Below are 17,596 nucleotides of genomic sequence, written 5' to 3' on the forward strand. Positions count from 1 at the left end.
CATGGCGATCGATCTGAAGATGCCCGCGCTTTCCCCGACAATGGAGGAAGGCACCCTCGCCAAGTGGCTGGTGAAGCCGGGCGACACCGTGAAATCTGGTGACATCATCGCGGAGATCGAGACCGACAAGGCCACGATGGAATTCGAGGCGGTCGACGAAGGCGTGATCGGTGAGCTCAAGGTTCCGGAAGGTACCGAAGGGGTGAAAGTCGGCACGGTGATCGCTACGATCAGCGGCGATGATGAACCGGCTGCCCCCGCAGCGGCACCGGCTCCCGCTCCGGTCGCCGCCCCGGCACCCGCGCCCGTTGTCGTGGCTGCTCCGCCGCCGCCTCCGGCGCCGGTTGCCGCGCCCGTCGCTGCGGTTCCCGCCGGCACCGCGATGGTCGCCACCACGGTTCGCGAAGCCTTGCGCGATGCGATGGCCGAGGAAATGCGCGCGGACGAGCGCGTCTTCGTGATGGGCGAGGAAGTCGCCGAATATCAGGGCGCCTACAAGGTCACGCAGGGTCTGCTCGAGGAATTCGGGCCGCGCCGCGTGATCGACACTCCGATCACCGAATACGGCTTCGCCGGCATCGGCACTGGCGCCGCGATGGGCGGCCTGCGTCCGGTCATCGAGTTCATGACGTTCAACTTCGCCATGCAGGCGATAGACCACATCATCAACTCGGCAGCCAAGACCAACTACATGTCCGGCGGCCAGATGCGCTGCCCGATCGTGTTCCGCGGCCCCAACGGTGCGGCCAGCCGCGTCGGCGCGCAGCACAGCCAGAACTATGCGCCGTGGTACGCCTCGGTCCCCGGCCTCGTGGTGATCGCGCCGTACGACTCAGCGGATGCCAAGGGCCTGCTCAAGTCCGCGATCCGCAGCGAAGACCCGGTCGTCTTCCTCGAGAACGAGCTGGTCTATGGCCGCACCTTCGATGTCCCGGCGCTTGATGATTACACCGTGCCGATCGGCAAGGCCCGCACCATGCGCGCTGGCCGCGATGTGACCATCGTCAGCTATTCGATCGGCGTCGGCCTCGCGCTCGAAGCCGCGGAGAAGCTCGCGGCGGAAGGTATCGAGGCTGAAGTCATCGACCTGCGCACGATCCGTCCGCTCGACAAGGCGGCGGTGCTCGAAAGCCTTTCGCGCACCAATCGCATGGTCGTGGTCGAGGAAGGCTTTCCGGTCTGCTCGGTCGCCTCGGAGATCATCAGCATCGCGATGGAGGAAGGCTTCGATTATCTCGACGCCCCGGTCCTGCGCGTCTGCAACGAAGACGTGCCGCTGCCTTATGCCGCCAACCTCGAAAAGCTCGCGCTGGTCGATACCGCGCGCGTGATCGCGGCGGTCAAGAAGGTCTGCTACCGCTGAGTTCACTGGATCTCGAGCTTAGCCCACCCGAAAGGCTCGCGGTGCTCTATGCGCCGCGGGCCTTTCAGGCTTTGTGGGAGGGGTTCCTCCTGCTCGACAGGCGGCTCGCCGATGCCGCGAAGGAAGGGCGCGATCCGCTGATGATCCAGCTGCGCCTTGCCTGGTGGCGCGACCGGTTTGATCAGCCTGCTACCGAATGGCCGCAAGGCGAACCGCTGCTGGCCAAGCTGACAGCGTGGGATGACGAACGCGCTGCGCTGCGCGGGATTGTCGATGGCTGGGAAGCGCGCATTGTTGGTGAGGATGGCGGGGTCGAACTGGGCCGCGCGCGGATCGAAGCCGTTTGCGCCTTGGCCCGGTTGAGCGGCGCGAAGATCGATGATGACCTCCGGCAAGCCGCTGCCGAGTGGCTGGGTATCGTGCCGCCCAAGCGCCGCACGCCGATCCTTCCCGGTGCGATGCGCCCGCTCGTGATCCTGCGCGGCATGGCGCTGCGCGAAGCGGCGGGTCGTCCGGGCGGGCCATGGCGCGATTTCCTTGCGATCCTGCGCCTAGGCCTGCTTGGCCGCTAGAACTCCCGCCAAATCGGCAGGACTTGCCCCTGCCGCGCCCGCGCATTGCAGCCTAACCTAGGAGTATTACCTGGGAGGCTCGGCATGAACCGAATGCTCGTTGGCGCGCTGGGCGCCTTGTTGCTCGTGGCGTCGGGCCTGTTTTGGTGGCAAGGACGTGCTGCGGTCACCCCGCCTGCTGCGCCGAGCCAACTTGCGCTTGCATCTGCGGCCCCTGCCGAGGAAGCGCTCCCGGAGTCCGAGGCAGGCGATGCGGTCGGTCCGGGCCTGCCCGAAGCCAGCGAGCAGACGCGCGAGCAGAAGCGCTTCGACCGGTTCGACAAGAATCGCGATGGGAGGATCACCCGAACCGAAATGCTCAGTCCGCGCGTCAAGGACTTCCGCAAGCTCGATGTCGACGGCAACAACCTGCTGACTTTCGACGAGTGGTCCGTCGGCACCGACAACCGCTTCAAGGCTGCGGACAAGAACGGCGATGGCAGCCTGACGCGCGAGGAATTTGCGACGACCAAGCAGAAGAAGGCGAAGAAGCCGGCCTGCAAGTGCTGATTGGGCTCACGCAGAGACGCGGAGGAAGCAGAGAGGCGCGGAGTGGTTGCGTTCGCGGCGAAGCCGCTTCCTTTCATCGATCTGTTGTGGGGTGAACCGGATTACAGAAGGCCTTCGGCGCTTGCCTCTTTCCTTCTCTGCGCCTCTCTGCTTCCTCCGCGTCTCTGCGTGAACCCTCCTAAACCACCTCAGGCAGCCACGCCGCCAGGTCGGCCTTGGCGCGTGCGGTATAGGCTTCCTTGCGCTGCTTCTTTTTCGTCGAGGGGTCCGGCGGCGGGAAAAGGCCGAAGTTGACGTTCATCGGCTGATAGGTCTCGGCTTCCGCATCGCCCGTGAGATGCGCGAGCAGCGCGCCGAGCGCAGAGGTGCGCGGCGGGGCGGACCACGCGCGTCCGGCCACCTCAGCCGCCGTCATCAACCCCGCCAGCAAACCCACCGCACCGCTTTCGACATAGCCCTCGCAGCCGGTGATCTGCCCGGCAAAGCGAATGTGCGGCGCTGATTTCAGCCGCAGTTGCCGGTCGAGCAGCGTAGGCGAATTGAGGAACGTGTTGCGGTGCAGGCCCCCAAGCCGGGCAAATTCGGCCTGTTCCAGCCCGGGAATCGTGCGGAAGACGCGGACTTGTTCGGCATGCTTCAGCTTGGTCTGGAAGCCAACCATGTTCCACAAGGTGCCGAGCTTGTTGTCCTGACGCAGCTGCACCACGGCATAGGGCCAGCGCCCGTTCGGATGCTCCGCCGTTGCCCAGTGGGGATTGTCGAGGCCCACCGGCTTCATTGGGCCGAAGCGCAAGGTTTCCACCCCGCGCGCTGCCATGACCTCGATCGGCATGCAGCCGTCGAAGTAGGGCGTGTTCGCTTCCCACTCCTTGAATTCGGTCTTGTCTCCGGCGAGCAGTTCCTCGCGGAAGGCTTCGTACTGCGCGCGCGTCATCGGGCAATTGATGTAGTCGCGCCCGTCGCCGCCCATGGCCAGCGAGGCCTCCGCGCCCTTGTCCCAGCGCGAGGCAATCCAGGCGATGTCCATGTCGATGCTGTCGCGGTAGACGATGGGGGCGATGGCATCGAAGAACGCGAGGCTCTCCGCGCCGGTCGCCGCGCCGATGCTGGAGGCGAGGCCGGGGGCCGTCAGCGGACCAGTGGCGACAATGGTGAGGACGTCCGTCGGCAGCAGGTCGACTCGCTCGCGCACGATCTCCAAGGTCGGCTGCGCGGCGAGCATGGCCTCGACTTCTGCCGAGAACATATCGCGGTCCACCGCCAGCGCGGACCCTGCCGGGACGCGCGCCTTCTCCGCCGCCGCCATGAGCAGGCTGCCGCATTGGCGCATCTCGTAGTGGAGCAGGCCGACAGCGTTCTTTTCGTGATCGTCGGAACGGAACGAGTTGGAGCAGACGAGTTCCGCCAGCCCTGCGCCGTTGTGCGCCGCCGTGCTGTCGCCGCCGCCCCGCATTTCCGAAAGCCGTACGCGAATGCCGCGCCGCGCGAGTTGCCATGCGGCCTCGCTCCCGGCCATGCCGCCGCCGATGATATGAACCTGATGCGTCATGCAACGCGCATTGGCATTGCGTCACCCGCGCGGCAAGTCCTAGGGGAGTGGCAGGTAGGGAAGGGGAGAGCATGCCGCAGCGCGCCTTGATCGAACAACGCCCCTGGCTGCTGGCCAGCCTCATTGCGGGCATCAGCTACTGGTTCGTTGCGGGCAGCGCGATCCCGGGCCTTTACCTGATCTTGTGGAAGGGCGCCGGCGTCGGCCTGCTCGCCGTTTACGCCTGGCGCCATCACCCGGTGCCCGACGCGCACCGCATTGCGCTCGTCATGGCCTGCGACGCACTCGGTGACATGATTCTTGAAGTGGACTTTACCTTCGGCGCGATGGCGTTCCTGCTCGGGCACCTCGTCGCCATTGCGCTTTACCTAAAGCACCATCGCCGCGTGATGAACCCGGCGGAGCGCTTTGCAACCGCCGGTCTGCTGCTGGCCATCCCCATCGTGAGCTTCGCGCTGACCCGTCGCCCGGAGGTCGCTCTGTACGCTCTGGGCCTCGGCGGCATGACAGCGGCGGCCTATGCCAGCGACTTCCCGCGCAGCCGCGTGGCGCTGGGCGCGACGATGTTTGCGGTGTCCGACCTGTTGATCTTCGCGCGCATGGGGCCAATGGCGGAAAGCGCGGTGCCGCACCTGCTGGTCTGGCCACTCTACTATTTCGGCCAGTTCCTGATCACTGTCGGCGTGATCGGCGCGCTGCGGCAAAAAGGCGCGTTCACCGCGCCCTAGGCATCAGGGCAGGATCACCGCCCCATCCGCATCGCGCGCCAGCGGCCTATGCGCCGTCACCGCGGAAAGCGGCAGGGGCGCGTAGATATGCGGAAACAGCTGCCCCCCGCGCGATGGCTCCCATTTCACCGCAGTGCCCAACGCTGTCAGGTCGACCGCAGCGACATGCAGTCCGGTCTGCCCGGCGAAGTGCTTGTTTACGGTTTCGGTAACCTGTTCTGCGGTAGAAAGGTGAATGTAGCCGTCCGCCAGATCGATCGGCGCGCCGAGGAACACGCCGTCCGTGAGCAGCACGTTCATCTGCTCGGCGGTCAGGACCTTGTAGGCAAGAACCTCAAGCTCGCTCACGCTTCAGCTTCCCCTTCCGGCTCGCCTTCCTCCTCGGCGAGCCGCACCGCACTCACCACATGTTCACCGCCCGAGACGTTGAACAGGCGCACGCCCGCGCTGCCGCGCCCGATAACGCGCAGCGATCCCAGCGGCAGGCGGATGAGCTTGGCCTGATCGGTGACGAGCATGAGCTGGTCGGCCTGTGTCGCCGGGAAGCTCGCCACCACCGGCCCGTTGCGGGCGATGTTGTCTATATTGGTAATGCCCTGGCCGCCGCGACCGGTCCGGCGATACTCATAGGCCGAAGAAAGCTTGCCATAGCCATTGGCGCAGACGGTGAGGATGAATTGCTCGCGCGCCTGCAGTTCGGCCATACGCTCGGTGCTGATTGAAGGTTCGCCCTCCTTCTCGCCCTTCCACGGCGCGAAGCGGACGTATTCCTCGCGCTCCTCGGCGCTGGTGCCGACGCGGTGGAGGATCGAAAGCGAGATGACCTCGTCGTCGCCCTTCAGCGTCATGCCGCGCACGCCGGTCGAGGTGCGGCTCGTGAATTCGCGCACTTCGTCGCCGGCAAAGCGGATCGCCTTGCCGCTGCGGGTCGCGAGCAGCACGTCGTCGCTGGGTTCGAGCAGCGCGACACCGATCAGCCGGTCGTCGTCGCCTTCCTCGAACTTCATCGCGAACTTGCCGTTGGTCGGGATATTGGCGAAGGCGTCCATCGCGTTGCGGCGCACGTTGCCCTTGGCCGTGGCGAACACGACCGAAAGCTTGCCCCATTCCGCCTCGTCTTCGGGCAGCGGGAGCACGGTGGCGATGGTTTCGCCCGCGTCCAGTGCCGGGAGCAGGTTGATCATCGGCCGCCCGCGCGTGGTCGGCCCCCCTTCGGGAAGGCGCCAGACCTTGAGACGATAGACCTTGCCTGCGGTCGAGAAGAACAGCACCGGCGTGTGGGTGCTGGTGACGAACATCGTCGCCACCGCATCCTCTTCCTTGGTCGCCATGCCACTGCGGCCCTTGCCGCCCCGGTTCTGCGCGCGGAAGGTGGAGAGCGGGGTGCGCTTGATATAGCCGTCGAGGGTGATCGTGACGACCATGTCCTCGCGCTCGATCAGGTCCTCGTCTTCGATGCCATCGGCCGCCGCCGCGATTTCCGAGCGGCGTGGCGTCGCATAGGCATCGCGCACCGCGACGAGTTCCTCGCGCATCACCGCATAGAGCTTCTCGCGGTCGGCGAGGATCGCGAGGTATTCGGCGATGGCTTTCGCCAGAACCTCAAGTTCACCTCCGATTTCATCGCGGCCCAGCGCGGTGAGGCGATGGAGGCGAAGATCGAGGATCGCTCGGACTTGCGTCTCGCTCAGGCGGTAGCTGCCGCCTTCGCCTTCCAGCGCTTCGTCCTCGATGGCTTCGACGAGGCGGATATAGGGCGCGATCTCGCCGATCGGCCATTCGCGCGCCAGCAGTGTTTCGCGGGCGAGGGCAGGGTTGGCCGAAGCGCGGATGATCCGCACCACTTCGTCGAGATTCGAGACCGCAACGACAAGGCCAAGCAGGATATGCGCCCGGTCGCGCGCCTTGTTCAGCTCGAACTTGGTGCGGCGGGAGATGACCTCCTCGCGGAACTGGACGAAGGCCTCGATGATATCGCGCAGGCCAAGGATTTCCGGTCGGCCACCACGAATCGCCAGCATGTTCGCCGGAAAGTTCGACTGCGCCGGCGTGTTGCGCCAGATCTGGTTGAGCACGACTTCGGGCGTTGCATCGCGCTTGAGGTCGATGACCACGCGCACGCCTTCACGGTTCGATTCGTCGCGGATGTCCGAAATGCCTTCGATCCGCTTGTCCTTGGCCGCTTCGGCGATCTTCTCGACCAGACTGTTCTTGCCGACCTGATAGGGGATCGAGGTGAGCACGATCGACTTGCGGCCATCGCCGCGCCCGCCCTTGGTATCCTCGATCTCGTGCCGCGCGCGCATGACGATCGAGCCGCGGCCTTCGATATAGGCCTTGCGCGCGCCGCTGGCGCCGAGGATCAGCGGCGCGGTCGGGAAGTCTGGCCCCGGGATGATCTGGATCAGCTCGTCTGTGGTGATCGCCGGGTTCGCCATGTAGGCAAGGCAGCCGTCGATCACTTCGCCGAGGTTGTGTGGCGGAATGTTGGTCGCCATGCCGACCGCGATGCCGCCCGCGCCGTTGACCAGCAGGTTGGGAAAGCGCGCCGGCAGCACCTGCGGCTCGTTCTCCGAACCGTCGTAGTTGGGTTGGAAATCGACCGTGTCCTTGTCGATGTCCGCCAGCAGGCTATCTGCCACCTTGGCAAGGCGCGCTTCGGTGTAGCGCATCGAGGCCGGGGGATCGGGGTCCATCGAGCCGAAGTTGCCCTGGCCGTCGATCAGCGGCAGGCGCATCGACCAGTCCTGCGTCATGCGCGCGAGCGCGTCGTAGATCGCGCTGTCGCCATGCGGATGGTACTTGCCCATGCAATCGCCGACGATGCGCGCGGACTTGCGGTATGCCTTCGTGGAAGTGAAGCCGTTCTCGTGGCTGGTCCACAGGATGCGGCGGTGGACGGGCTTCAGGCCATCACGCACATCGGGCAGCGCACGGCTCACGATCACGCTCATCGCGTAATCGAGGTAGCTCGTCTTCATTTCATCGACGATGTCGATCCGCTGGAACTCGTGGTCCGGCAGCGGAGCAGGCGGGTCGATCAGGCCAGTATCATCGCTCACGTCGGTTGGTTTTTCGCTTCGTTACGGGAATGTGTCCGCACTAGGCCAAAGCCCCGCCAAACGCCAGAAAATGGCCTCCGCGCAGCCGCCTTATCCACATATGTAAGCGCGGATAGGCGGCTTTCCTGAACAATGAGACGAATTGGTATTCAATCGGCGTTCAACCGGTGGGTTCCATAGCAGCAAGGCGTTGCCAAGGCGCCGATTTCGCGCCAGAGGTTCCGCGCGGTGGAAGTGTGAAACAAGTCCGTTCTGCCGGTGTTTTGGGATATGGCCCATGGCAGGACGAAGCAGGGGACCGATGCGGTCCGATGCGGTGTGGCCAGGAGGAGATGAAGTGATGCGGGGTAATGCAATGAAGTTTGTGGCTGCACGGGCTGCGCTGGCCGTCGCGCTTTCGACGGGTCTTGCTGCAGGTGGCGCGCTGCTGGGCGCTGCGCCCGCCATTGCAAAGGAAAAGGAAGCGCCCAAGGGCGGCACCTATTCCAAGGAATTCATCGCGGTTGCCGGCCCTGTCCAGAAGCTGGTGCAGGACGCGCAGGCCGCCAAGGCCAAGGGTACGCCCGACGCGCAGATCAAGGCGACGCTCGGCGGCGCAGCCGATGCGGTCGCCAAGGCCGAGGCTGCGGCCAAGACCGGCCAGGACAAGCTTGCCGCCGGTCAGTTCGCGGTCCAGCTCGGCGGCTTCCTGGAAGACAACGCGATGCGCTCGCGCGGCATCAAGAACATGATCGACAGCGGCCTGCTCGAGCCGGAAAAGATCCCGACTTTCAATTTCTATCTGGGCAATTTCGCCTATTCGGCGAAAGACTACCAGGGTGCGCTCGATCCGCTGACCAAGGCGGTGCAGGCCAATGTCTCGGAAGATGCCGCGGCGGAAATGCTTGCCGATTCCTACACGCAGCTCGGCAAGCCAGCTGAAGGCATCGCTGCGCTCAAGACGGCCTACGATGCGCGCAAGGCGGCCAACGGCACCGTTCCGGACAACTGGTACACCCGCGCCAAGATTATCGCCTACAAGGCGAAGCTCGGCCCGCAGGCCATCGAATGGTCGACGCTTGAAGTGGCTGCGCAGCCCACATCGCTCAATTGGCTGGGCGCCGGCCAGCTCGCGCGTGAGTTTGGCGGCTTCGGCAAGGAAGAGTCGCTTGATCTTGGCCGTCTGTTCCTGCGCAGCGGCGCGCTTGACAACGACAAGCAGTACGTCACCCGCGAATTCATCGAATACATACAGGCTGCCGACCCGCGCCGTCTGCCGGGTGAGACGGTGAAGATCATCGAGCTCGGCCTTTCGAAGGGCGTGCTCGAGCAGAGCGACGTGTTCGTCAGCGACTCGCTGTCACAGGCCAAGGGCCGCATCGCAGCGGACAAGGCCTCGCTGGTCGGTCTCGAAAAGGACGCCCGCGCGGCAGCCGACGGCAAGCTCGCGGTCGCGACGGCGGATGCCTACCTTTCGTACGACAACCCGGCCAAGGCCGAGGAGCTTTATCAGCTCGCGCTCACCAAGGGCGGCGCATTCGACATGGACCGCGCCGAGACCCGTCTCGGCATCGCACAGTTAGATCAGGGCAAGTTCGACGCGGCCAAGGCGAGCTTCGCCAAGGTCGGCGGTGTCCGCGCGCCGCTTGCCAAGCTGTGGTCGGTTCTCGCGGATCAGAAGGCAAAGCCATGATCGGCTGAAGCCTTGAGGCAAAACGGAAAGGGCGGCCTCGCAAAAGGCCGCCCTTTCTGCATCCGAATGGCATCGTGGCCTCACTGCACTTCGAGAAACTCGCCCGAGTCTTCATCAAGAACGTGCAAGATGCCATCCGAGATCGCGAAGAACGCGCCGCGCAGGCGCAGCTCTCCGGCTGCTTCCTTGCGCCGCACGCAGGGGAAGGTACGCAAGTTGGCGAGACTGACCTTGACGCCGGCCTGCTCCATCGCCCGCTCGGCATTCCGGCCGCTGGCACCGTGGGCGTGGACAACGCCGTCTCGCGCCGGGCCGAGCAGACCGATCCAGTCGTTGATGAAGCCGCCTTCGCCGGGTTCGGTCCCTTCGAGTTCCTGCGTCAGCGCGGCGCGGCAACCGCCGCACATGCCGTGGCCGAGCACGACGATCTTGCGCACCTTGAGCACCTGCACCGCGAATTCGAGCGCGGCGGAGACACCGTGGTAGCCCGGCGAGGTCTCGAATGGCGGCACCAGCGCGGCCACGTTGCGCACCACGAACATCTCGCCCGGATCGGTATCAAAGATCTGTGCCGGATCGACGCGGCTGTCCGAACAGGCGATCACCATGACCGGCGGTTCCTGCCCTTCGCGCAACTGGTGCCAGCGTTCCAGCCGCGGGGTCCAGCCGTTCGTGCGGAAGCGGCGATAGCCATCGATCAGATGGTCGAGCTCGGGGGAGAAAGGTCTGGCCATGCCCGACCTGTTGCCGCCTACGAATGCATCTTTCAAGTCAAGCTTCATGCGCCTATCTGAACCGCCATGAACGATCAGTCCCCGATTGCCGCGCCGGAGCGTCCGGCGCGCATCCGCAAGCCCGATTGGATCCGGGTCAAGGCGCCGACCAGCAAGGGTTACGAGGAAACGCGTGGGCTGATGCGCAGCCTCGGCCTCAACACCGTGTGCGAGGAAGCGGCCTGCCCGAATATCGGCGAATGCTGGACCAAGAAGCACGCCACGGTGATGATCCTTGGCGATGTCTGCACCCGCGCCTGTGCGTTCTGCAACGTCAAGACCGGCATGCCGCGCAAGGTCGACCCGCTCGAGCCTGCGCATGTGGCCGAGGCCGCCGCCAAGTTGGGACTCGAGCACATCGTGATCACCTCGGTCGACCGCGATGACCTGCCCGATGGCGGGGCAGGGCAGTTCGTGAAGGTCATTCAGGCCTTGCGCGCGGCCACGCCGAACACCACGATCGAAATCCTCACCCCCGATTTCCGCGGCAAGATGCGCGCTGCGGTCGAGGCGATCATGGCCGCCGGGCCGGACGTCTACAACCACAACCTCGAAACCGTGCCCCGGCTCTACCCGACGATCCGCCCCGGCGCGCGTTACTACGCCTCGCTGCGGCTGCTGGAAGAAGTGAAGCACCACGATCCCCGCGTGTTCACCAAGTCCGGCGTCATGCTTGGGCTCGGCGAGGCGCGGCTTGAAGTCCACCAGGTGATGGACGACATGCGCTCGGCCGGGATCGATTTCCTGACGATGGGCCAATACCTCCAGCCGACGCCCAAGCACGCGCCGGTGGTCGACTTCGTGACCCCGCAGGCTTTCGCGGCTTATGGCGCGATCGCCCGCGCCAAGGGCTTCCTGCAGGTCGCTTCCAGCCCGCTCACGCGCTCCAGCTACCACGCGGGCGAGGACTTCGCCGAAATGCGTGCCGCCCGCGAAGCCCAGCTCGCCAAGGCGGCCGCGAGGGTCTGACGCCCAGTGCCGGTCATCAACCAGCAGCGCCATCTGCAGTGGTCGGCCGAGGAGATGTACGACCTCGTCGCCGACGTGAAGCGCTACCCGGAATTCCTGCCTTGGGTCGTGGCGACGCGGATCAAGTCCGACAGCGAGACCGAGATGGTGGCCGACATGATGGTCGGCTTCTCGGCGCTGCGCGAGAAGTTCACCTCGCGCGTCCACAAGGACCGCCCGCACCGCATCGCGGTCGAGTATCTTGACGGTCCGCTCAAGCGGCTGTCCAACACATGGCATTTCAACGTGGCAGAGGACGGGGGATGCGTGATCGACTTCAATGTCGATTTCACCTTCCGCAGCGCGCTTTTCGAAAAGCTCGCCGGCCAGTATCTCGACCGCGCCTTCCGCAAGATGGTCGCCGCGTTCGAGACGCGCGCGGAAAAGCTCTACGGCAGCAAGAGCTCGAGCGCGACGAGCGCCGCCTGAAGCCGCACTTCGGCGCGGGTCTTCGCCGTTTCGAACACTTTCAGTTCGGCATTCACCGCCTCGGGGTCTTCACCGCGCTCCGCCTTGGCGAAGACGACCGTGCCCACCGGCTTCTGTTCGCTGCCCCCATCGGGCCCGGCAATTCCGGTGATCGCGACCGCAACCTGCGCGCGCGAATGCTTGAGCGCGCCCTGCGCCATCGACCACGCCACCGCCACGGAAACCGCGCCAAAGGTGTCGATGAGGTCGGTCGAGACGCCGAGCATCTCGTTCTTGGCCTCGTTCGAATAGGTAACGAAACCGCGGTCGACAACAGCGGACGAACCCGCGATCTCGGTCAGCGCCGCCGCGACGAGACCGCCGGTGCAACTTTCGGCCAGTGCGACCATGCGGCCCGCTGCCTTGTTCTCGGCAATCACCCGCGCGGCAAGGGCGGTGAGTTCTGGGGGGAGCAGCGTGTCCATGGGTTCAGGCTGCCGGGCAGATAGGAAGGTTGGACTTCTTGGTGGCGCCTACCGCACCGCGCACCTTGGGCTTGTCCGCCAGCACGAGGATGAAGGTGACGAGTTCCGCCGTGTTTTCCGGCGGCAGCGGCGAGAGAAGGCGCGCGCCTCGTTCGATGGCCTTGCACTGGCCGGGCTTGATCCCCTTCATCACCATCGCCGAGACGATGCCTTCCGCAAAAGGCTGCAAGGCCTCGTCGGAGAGGTTCGCGACGACATCCTTCATCTTGTCATCGTTGCCGCCCAGCTTGATGAGGGCAGCCTTCGCTTCCGGCCAGGCCGCACTCTTGCGGGCGGCATAGCGCTGCACCAGCGAGGGGCCTTGCACTGAAAGATACCCTTGCGGCGACAGCTGCGGGCTGCATGTCTTGATCGCCCCTTCCATCACGACCGGCAGCGCATAGGTTACGAGGCTCGTGACTTCCCGCTCGCTCAGGCACACGGGGTCCTGCGCGGCAGCAACTTCGGCCATCCCCAACGACGCAAGTGCGGCGCCACACACGATCTTGCGAACCAGCGGCATGCCCCGCGCTCCTTCAAGCCTTGGCGATGACGGTGGCCACCGCCTGCGCCGCAATTCCCTCGCCGCGACCGGTGAAGCCGAGCCGCTCGGTGGTTGTCGCCTTGACGCTCACGGCAGCGATGTCAATCGCGAGAATCGCCGCCAGCCTTGCCCGCATCGCCGACTTGTGCGGGCCGATTTTCGGAGCCTCGCAGATGATCGTGACGTCGATGTTGCTGATCGTATAGCCAGCCTCGGCGACCAGCGTTGCGGCATGGGCAAGAAAGCGATCGGACGAAGCCCCGCGCCACTTGGCATCGGAAGGCGGGAAATGATCGCCGATGTCGCCCGCCGCGACTGCGCCGAGCAGCGCATCGACCAAGGCATGAATTGCGACGTCGGCATCACTATGGCCCGCAAGCCCCTTTGTATGCTCGATTTTCAGTCCGCAGAGCCAGAGTTCCTCACCTTCGACGAGGCGGTGGACGTCGTAGCCCATGCCGGTGCGCACGGCGGCAGGTGTCATGCTGTCATCCTTCAGATCTTCGGCAAAGGTTACCTTCTTGAGCCGCTCGTCGCCGGGAACAAGCGCAACGGCGAGCCCGGCCGTTTCAGCCACAGCGGCATCATCGCCCGCATCGGCGGCGCCACCCCAGGCGCGATGGGCGGCAAGGATGGCATCGAAGCGGAAGGCTTGCGGCGTCTGGACGCGATAGAGCCCGTCGCGGTCGACAAAGGCGCCGCGCAGGCCGTTAGCGCCGCGCACGACGCTGTCGACTACCGGCAGCACCGGAATGGCGCCGGGTTGGCTGACAAGCGCCGCGACCAGCGCGGCGATGACCGCTTCAGGCAAGTCAGGGCGCGCGGCATCGTGGATCAGCACCGAGGCGGGGGCGTCATCCGCCAGTGCCTCAAGTCCGGCGCGCACCGACCCTTGCCGGCTCGCCGCACCATGGACAAACCGCACGCCGGGCACGCCGGTCAGCACTTCGACCGCAGTCTCTTCCCAATTCGCGGGGATCACGACCACGATCGGTGCAACGCCGGCCTTCGCCAGCGCCTCCACTGAGTGGCGGACCAGCGGCTTGCCGCGCCAGATCGCGAACTGCTTGGGTACCGTTCCGCCGGCGCGCAGACCCTGGCCAGCGGCGACAACAACAGCGGCGACGGAAGCAGGTTTGGGCAGATTCATGGCTCGCCCCTTACAGTCCTTGCCGCAAACCGCGCAATCGACTAAGCGCATGCCTCTTTTTTAGGCAGCCTCTTATGCGTGAACTTCCCGTCCCGCCGCAGCTCCCGCCAATCATGGTCGGCCCCGTGCGCATCGCGCAGCCCGTGGTGCTCGCGCCGATGACGGGCGTCTCGGACCTGCCGTTCCGCACGATGGTCCGCCGCTTCGGTTCGGGTCTCAACGTGACCGAGATGATCGCCAGCCCCGCCGCGATCCGCGAGACGCGCCAGTCGATCCAGAAGGCGGCGTGGCACCCGACCGAAGAGCCTGTCTCGATGCAGCTGATGGGCAACGAACCGGCGCAGATGGCCGAAGCCGCCCGCATTTCCGAGGACAAGGGCGCCGCGATCATCGACATCAACATGGGCTGCCCGGTGCGCAAGATCGTCAGCGGCGATTGCGGCTCCGCGCTGATGCGCGACATCCCGCTCGCAACGGCGCTGATCGAGGCGACGGTGAAGGCGGTAAAGGTGCCGGTCACGGTCAAGATGCGCATGGGCTGGTGCCATGACAGTCTGAATGCTCCCGAACTTGCCCGCATCGCGCAGGACCTCGGCGCGCAGATGATCACGGTCCACGGCCGCACCCGCAATCAGATGTACAAGGGCTCGGCGGACTGGGCCTTCGTGCGCCGTGTGAAGGACGCGGTCTCGATCCCGGTCATCGTCAATGGCGATATCTGCGGGATCGATGATGCCGCCAAGGCCATCGAGCAGAGCGGCGCGGACGGTCTGATGATCGGGCGCGGCGCCTACGGCAAGCCGTGGCTGCTCGGCCAGGTCATGCACTGGCTCGACACCGGCGAGGAGCGCTCCGAGCCGTCGATTGCCGAGCAATATGCCCTTATCACAGAGCATTACCACGCAATGCTCGAGCATTATGGCACAGTGACCGGCGTCAACATGGCGCGCAAGCATTTGGGCTGGTACACCAAGGGTCTGCCCGGATCGGCCGAGTTCCGCAACCGCGTGAACTTCATCGACGATCCCAAGGTGGTGCTCGCTTCGCTTGCCGAATTCTATGGCCGCGCGATCGCAGCCATTGGGGCAGCCCCCGCAATCCGCGCGGCTGCATGAGCGGTCCCGGCGACTGGCGCAAAACCGGTGACGGGCGGCCCGATCCCAAGCGCATCGTCGCCAGCCTGCCGATGGCGGTGTTCACGCTGGCACCGGATCTGACCATCGCCGCTGCCAATCCTGCCGCCGAGCAACTGGCCGGGCAAGGTGCCCGCAGGCTGGTCGGCAAAGCGGTCGAGGATGTCTTCGTCTTCGAGGAACCGCTGATCCTGCGCCGTCTTGCGGAAGGCGAAGCACAGTTGCTGGCGCGCGACTCGCTCGTCCGCATCCTCGGTGCGCCCGCGCGCCGGATCGACGTCATGACCTCGCCGGTCGCCTATTGCCCGGGCTGGCAACTGCTGGCGCTGAGCGAAGGCGTCGGGGTGGAGGCACTGTCCGGCGACGGCGGCGGCGCGGGGGCGGGGGAGGGCACGCCGCTGCGCGCGCCCGAAGTCCTCGCGCACGAGATCAAGAACCCGCTCGCCGGCATTCGCGGCGCCGCCCAATTGCTCGGCCGCAAAGTGGGTAATGCGGAGCGCGCGCTGACCGACCTGATCACCGGCGAAGTCGACCGCATTGCCAAGCTGGTCGACCAGATGCAGTCGCTTTCCCGCCGGGGCCGCGAGCCCGACAGCCCCTGCAATCTGCACGAAGCCGTGCGGCGCGCACAGGCGGTCGTGGCGGCGGGGCATGGCGGGTTCGTGGTCGAGGAAGAGTTCGATCCCTCGCTCCCGCCGGTCATGGCCAATCCCGATGCTCTGGTGCAGGTCTTGCTCAACCTGTTCACCAATGCGCGCGAGGCCTGCGAAGCGGCGCGCGAGCCGCGCATTGCCGTGCGCACCCGCTTTGCCAGCGGCATCCAGCTTCACGCCGGGCCGGGCGGCAAGCCGCTGCGCCTGCCGATCGAGTTGCGCGTGAGCGACAACGGCCCCGGCATCGATCCGGCGCTCCGCGACCACATCTTCGATCCTTTCGTGACGGGCAAGAAGAACGGGCAGGGCCTTGGCCTCGCGCTCGTCCAGAAACTGGTGCGCGAGATGAATGGCCGTGTGACGCACGATCGCGATGAAGTCCGCGGGTGGACGCATTTTCGCCTGCACTTGCCTGTCGCCGGAAGCTCAAAGCTATGAAACGCCGCATCCTGCTCGTCGAGGACGATGCCTCCATCGCGCTCGTCATCACTGCCGCACTCGAGGCCGAAGGGTATGACGTCACGCGCTGCGCTTCGATTGCAGATCGCGATGCCGTGCTGGCGGAGAAACAGTTCGGCCTGATGCTGACCGACGTCGTTCTCACCGATGGCGACGGCATGGAAACGCTGGGGCGCGTCCGCGAGGCGGCACCGACTATGCCGGTCATCATCCTCTCGGCGCAGAACACGCTCGATACCGCCGTGCGCGCAAGCGATACCGGCGCCTTCGAGTATTTCCCCAAGCCCTTCGATCTCGATGAACTGGTGCGCACCGTGCAGCAGGCGATCGGCTCCAGCGAGAGCGCAGGGCTCGACGATGTGGCCGATGACGTTGCGCCGGGGCTGCCACTGGTTGGCCGCAGCCAGGCCATGCAGACGGTCTACCGCATGATCACGCGCGTGCTGCGCAACGATCTGACGGTGCTGATCCTCGGCGAATCCGGCACCGGCAAGGAACTGGTGGCCGAGGCGATCCACCAGCTGGGCAAGCGCAGCGCGGGGCCGTTCATCGCGGTCAACACGGCGGCGATCCCCGGCGATCTCATCGAAAGCGAGCTGTTCGGCCACGAGAAGGGGGCTTTCACCGGCGCCGTCACTCGCCGCATCGGCAAGTTCGAGCAGGCGCGGGGCGGTACGCTGTTCCTCGACGAAATCGGCGACATGCCGCTGGAAGCGCAGACCCGGCTGCTGCGAGCGCTGCAATCGGGTCGCATCCGCCGCGTCGGCGGGACCGAGGAGATCACCCTCGACTGCCGCATCGTCGCCGCGACAAACCGCGATCTCGAGCCCATGATCGCGGCGGGCACGTTCCGCGAGGACCTCTACTACCGCCTCGCCGTCGTGCCGATCTCGCTGCCCCCCTTGCGCGAGCGGTCGGACGACATCGAGGCGCTGGCCCGCCATTTCCTGGTCCGCGCGGCGGGTGAGGGGCTCCCGCGCCGCCAGCTCACTGCGGCCGGCGCAGCGCTGCTCTCCCGTCAGCCATGGCGCGGCAACGTGCGCGAACTGCGCAATTTCGTCTACCGCCTCGCACTCCTCGCCCGCGACGAGGTGATCGACGCCGGCGCCATCGAACCGCTGCTGGCGCAGGACCGTGCGCAGCCGCAGCCCGGCCTCGCCGCTCCGGTTCCCGCAGCCGATTTTGCCGAGGCGCTTTCAAGCTGGCTCGCCGAAGAGCAGCCGGGCGAAGGCGAGCTCTACAGCGCCGCACTCGCTGCTTTCGAGCGCCCGCTGTTTCTCCACGCGCTGGCCGTCACCGGTGGCAACCAGCTGCGCGCCGCGCGTCTGCTCGGGATCAACCGCAACACATTGCGCAAGCGGCTCTCGGAACTGGCCATCGATCCTGATGAGGCCGGATCGAGAGGCTGACGTCACTCCAGGCGCCCATGTTGTCTGCCGCACGTAGTTG

17 protein-coding genes are annotated in these 17,596 nt (G+C 65.9%); 10 read left to right on the forward strand and 7 right to left on the reverse strand.

Going from position 1 to position 17,596, the window contains the following annotated elements:
• The first annotated feature begins 1 nt into the window (after position 1).
• From NDB2M1_RS11750 to NDB2M1_RS11760, 3 genes are all read left to right on the forward strand, one after another.
• The gene (locus NDB2M1_RS11750) at positions 2-1,363 is read left to right on the forward strand and encodes a pyruvate dehydrogenase complex E1 component subunit beta (protein ID WP_072382492.1); all 1,362 of its coding nucleotides are present in this window, start codon (positions 2-4) and stop codon (positions 1,361-1,363) included.
• A 41-nt stretch (positions 1,364-1,404) separates the two neighbouring features.
• Entirely contained in the window at positions 1,405-1,935 is a 531-nt protein-coding gene (locus tag NDB2M1_RS11755) for a hypothetical protein (RefSeq protein ID WP_143146733.1), read from the forward strand.
• A gap of 84 nt (positions 1,936-2,019) precedes the next feature.
• Positions 2,020-2,484 carry an EF-hand domain-containing protein gene (locus NDB2M1_RS11760; RefSeq protein WP_072382494.1) on the forward strand — a complete coding sequence of 155 codons (465 nt, stop codon included), beginning with the start codon at positions 2,020-2,022 and terminating at the stop codon, positions 2,482-2,484.
• Between the two features lie 178 nt (positions 2,485-2,662).
• On the opposite strand, the gene trmFO is transcribed toward NDB2M1_RS11760, so the two are convergent.
• Positions 2,663-4,033: a methylenetetrahydrofolate--tRNA-(uracil(54)-C(5))-methyltransferase (FADH(2)-oxidizing) TrmFO gene (trmFO, locus tag NDB2M1_RS11765; RefSeq protein WP_072382496.1), complete on the reverse strand. Its 1,371-nt coding sequence runs from the start codon at positions 4,031-4,033 to the stop codon at positions 2,663-2,665.
• 71 nt (positions 4,034-4,104) lie between these two features.
• On the opposite strand from trmFO, the gene NDB2M1_RS11770 reads away from it, so the two are divergent.
• A complete protein-coding gene (locus tag NDB2M1_RS11770; protein WP_072382497.1) occupies positions 4,105-4,761 on the forward strand; it encodes a lysoplasmalogenase family protein in 657 nt (218 codons plus the stop codon).
• A gap of 3 nt (positions 4,762-4,764) precedes the next feature.
• Here the strand turns inward: NDB2M1_RS11770 and NDB2M1_RS11775 are convergent, their stop codons facing one another.
• Both NDB2M1_RS11775 and gyrA read right to left on the reverse strand, forming a co-directional pair.
• Positions 4,765-5,109, reverse strand: coding sequence for a DUF952 domain-containing protein (locus NDB2M1_RS11775; RefSeq protein WP_072382498.1), 345 nt, complete (start codon positions 5,107-5,109; stop codon positions 4,765-4,767).
• Entirely contained in the window at positions 5,106-7,823 is a 2,718-nt protein-coding gene (gene gyrA, locus NDB2M1_RS11780) for a DNA gyrase subunit A (protein WP_072382499.1), read from the reverse strand. The genes NDB2M1_RS11775 and gyrA overlap by 4 nt, the downstream gene beginning before the upstream one ends.
• 340 nt (positions 7,824-8,163) lie before the next feature.
• On the opposite strand from gyrA, the gene NDB2M1_RS11785 reads away from it, so the two are divergent.
• The gene (locus tag NDB2M1_RS11785; RefSeq protein ID WP_072382666.1) at positions 8,164-9,495 is read left to right on the forward strand and encodes a hypothetical protein; all 1,332 of its coding nucleotides are present in this window, start codon (positions 8,164-8,166) and stop codon (positions 9,493-9,495) included.
• Positions 9,496-9,575: 80 nt separating this feature from the next.
• Here NDB2M1_RS11785 and NDB2M1_RS11790 read toward each other — a convergent pair whose 3' ends face one another.
• Complete coding sequence (locus tag NDB2M1_RS11790) at positions 9,576-10,229, reverse strand: carbonic anhydrase (RefSeq protein WP_072382667.1); 654 nt, start codon at positions 10,227-10,229, stop codon at positions 9,576-9,578.
• 66 nt (positions 10,230-10,295) lie between these two features.
• Between NDB2M1_RS11790 and lipA the strand changes: the two genes are divergently transcribed.
• Positions 10,296-11,237: a lipoyl synthase gene (gene lipA / locus NDB2M1_RS11795; RefSeq protein WP_072382501.1), complete on the forward strand. Its 942-nt coding sequence runs from the start codon at positions 10,296-10,298 to the stop codon at positions 11,235-11,237.
• A 6-nt stretch (positions 11,238-11,243) separates the two neighbouring features.
• Complete coding sequence (locus tag NDB2M1_RS11800) at positions 11,244-11,705, forward strand: type II toxin-antitoxin system RatA family toxin (RefSeq protein ID WP_054122515.1); 462 nt, start codon at positions 11,244-11,246, stop codon at positions 11,703-11,705.
• Here NDB2M1_RS11800 and NDB2M1_RS11805 read toward each other — a convergent pair.
• Genes NDB2M1_RS11805 through NDB2M1_RS11815 form a run of 3 tightly spaced genes read right to left on the reverse strand, consistent with a single transcriptional unit; the run spans position 11,666 to position 13,902 of the window.
• A complete protein-coding gene (locus NDB2M1_RS11805) occupies positions 11,666-12,169 on the reverse strand; it encodes a CinA family protein (protein WP_072382503.1) in 504 nt (167 codons plus the stop codon). The genes NDB2M1_RS11800 and NDB2M1_RS11805 overlap by 40 nt on opposite strands.
• Positions 12,170-12,173: 4 nt before the next feature.
• Complete coding sequence (locus NDB2M1_RS11810; RefSeq protein ID WP_072382505.1) at positions 12,174-12,731, reverse strand: hypothetical protein; 558 nt, start codon at positions 12,729-12,731, stop codon at positions 12,174-12,176.
• A 13-nt stretch (positions 12,732-12,744) separates the two neighbouring features.
• The gene (locus NDB2M1_RS11815) at positions 12,745-13,902 is read right to left on the reverse strand and encodes a bifunctional 2-C-methyl-D-erythritol 4-phosphate cytidylyltransferase/2-C-methyl-D-erythritol 2,4-cyclodiphosphate synthase (RefSeq protein WP_072382506.1); all 1,158 of its coding nucleotides are present in this window, start codon (positions 13,900-13,902) and stop codon (positions 12,745-12,747) included.
• 74 nt (positions 13,903-13,976) lie between these two features.
• Between NDB2M1_RS11815 and dusB the strand changes: the two genes are divergently transcribed.
• From dusB to NDB2M1_RS11830, 3 genes are read left to right on the forward strand one after another with little or no spacing between them, the layout of a single operon-like run.
• A complete protein-coding gene (gene dusB / locus NDB2M1_RS11820) occupies positions 13,977-15,017 on the forward strand; it encodes a tRNA dihydrouridine synthase DusB (RefSeq protein WP_072382507.1) in 1,041 nt (346 codons plus the stop codon).
• The gene (locus NDB2M1_RS11825; RefSeq protein ID WP_072382509.1) at positions 15,014-16,126 is read left to right on the forward strand and encodes a two-component system sensor histidine kinase NtrB; all 1,113 of its coding nucleotides are present in this window, start codon (positions 15,014-15,016) and stop codon (positions 16,124-16,126) included. Before dusB ends, NDB2M1_RS11825 begins: the two co-directional genes overlap by 4 nt.
• Positions 16,123-17,556 carry a sigma-54-dependent transcriptional regulator gene (locus tag NDB2M1_RS11830; protein WP_072382510.1) on the forward strand — a complete coding sequence of 478 codons (1,434 nt, stop codon included), beginning with the start codon at positions 16,123-16,125 and terminating at the stop codon, positions 17,554-17,556. The genes NDB2M1_RS11825 and NDB2M1_RS11830 overlap by 4 nt, the downstream gene beginning before the upstream one ends.
• Positions 17,557-17,596 lie beyond the last annotated feature (40 nt).

Origin of the sequence: Novosphingobium sp. NDB2Meth1, assembly GCF_900117425.1 — a bacterium.
Taxonomy (GTDB): domain Bacteria; phylum Pseudomonadota; class Alphaproteobacteria; order Sphingomonadales; family Sphingomonadaceae; genus Novosphingobium.

Coding starts and splice junctions, on each gene's coding strand:
- NDB2M1_RS11750 (WP_072382492.1), top strand. CDS start 2: ATGGCGATCGATCTGAAGATGCCCGCGCTTTCCCCGACAATGGAGGAA.
- NDB2M1_RS11760 (WP_072382494.1), top strand. CDS start 2,020: ATGAACCGAATGCTCGTTGGCGCGCTGGGCGCCTTGTTGCTCGTGGCG.
- trmFO (WP_072382496.1), bottom strand. CDS start 4,033: ATGACGCATCAGGTTCATATCATCGGCGGCGGCATGGCCGGGAGCGAG.
- NDB2M1_RS11770 (WP_072382497.1), top strand. CDS start 4,105: ATGCCGCAGCGCGCCTTGATCGAACAACGCCCCTGGCTGCTGGCCAGC.
- NDB2M1_RS11785 (WP_072382666.1), top strand. CDS start 8,164: ATGCGGGGTAATGCAATGAAGTTTGTGGCTGCACGGGCTGCGCTGGCC.
- NDB2M1_RS11790 (WP_072382667.1), bottom strand. CDS start 10,229: ATGGCCAGACCTTTCTCCCCCGAGCTCGACCATCTGATCGATGGCTAT.
- lipA (WP_072382501.1), top strand. CDS start 10,296: ATGAACGATCAGTCCCCGATTGCCGCGCCGGAGCGTCCGGCGCGCATC.
- NDB2M1_RS11805 (WP_072382503.1), bottom strand. CDS start 12,169: ATGGACACGCTGCTCCCCCCAGAACTCACCGCCCTTGCCGCGCGGGTG.
- NDB2M1_RS11810 (WP_072382505.1), bottom strand. CDS start 12,731: ATGCCGCTGGTTCGCAAGATCGTGTGTGGCGCCGCACTTGCGTCGTTG.
- NDB2M1_RS11815 (WP_072382506.1), bottom strand. CDS start 13,902: ATGAATCTGCCCAAACCTGCTTCCGTCGCCGCTGTTGTTGTCGCCGCT.
- dusB (WP_072382507.1), top strand. CDS start 13,977: ATGCGTGAACTTCCCGTCCCGCCGCAGCTCCCGCCAATCATGGTCGGC.
- NDB2M1_RS11825 (WP_072382509.1), top strand. CDS start 15,014: ATGAGCGGTCCCGGCGACTGGCGCAAAACCGGTGACGGGCGGCCCGAT.
- NDB2M1_RS11830 (WP_072382510.1), top strand. CDS start 16,123: ATGAAACGCCGCATCCTGCTCGTCGAGGACGATGCCTCCATCGCGCTC.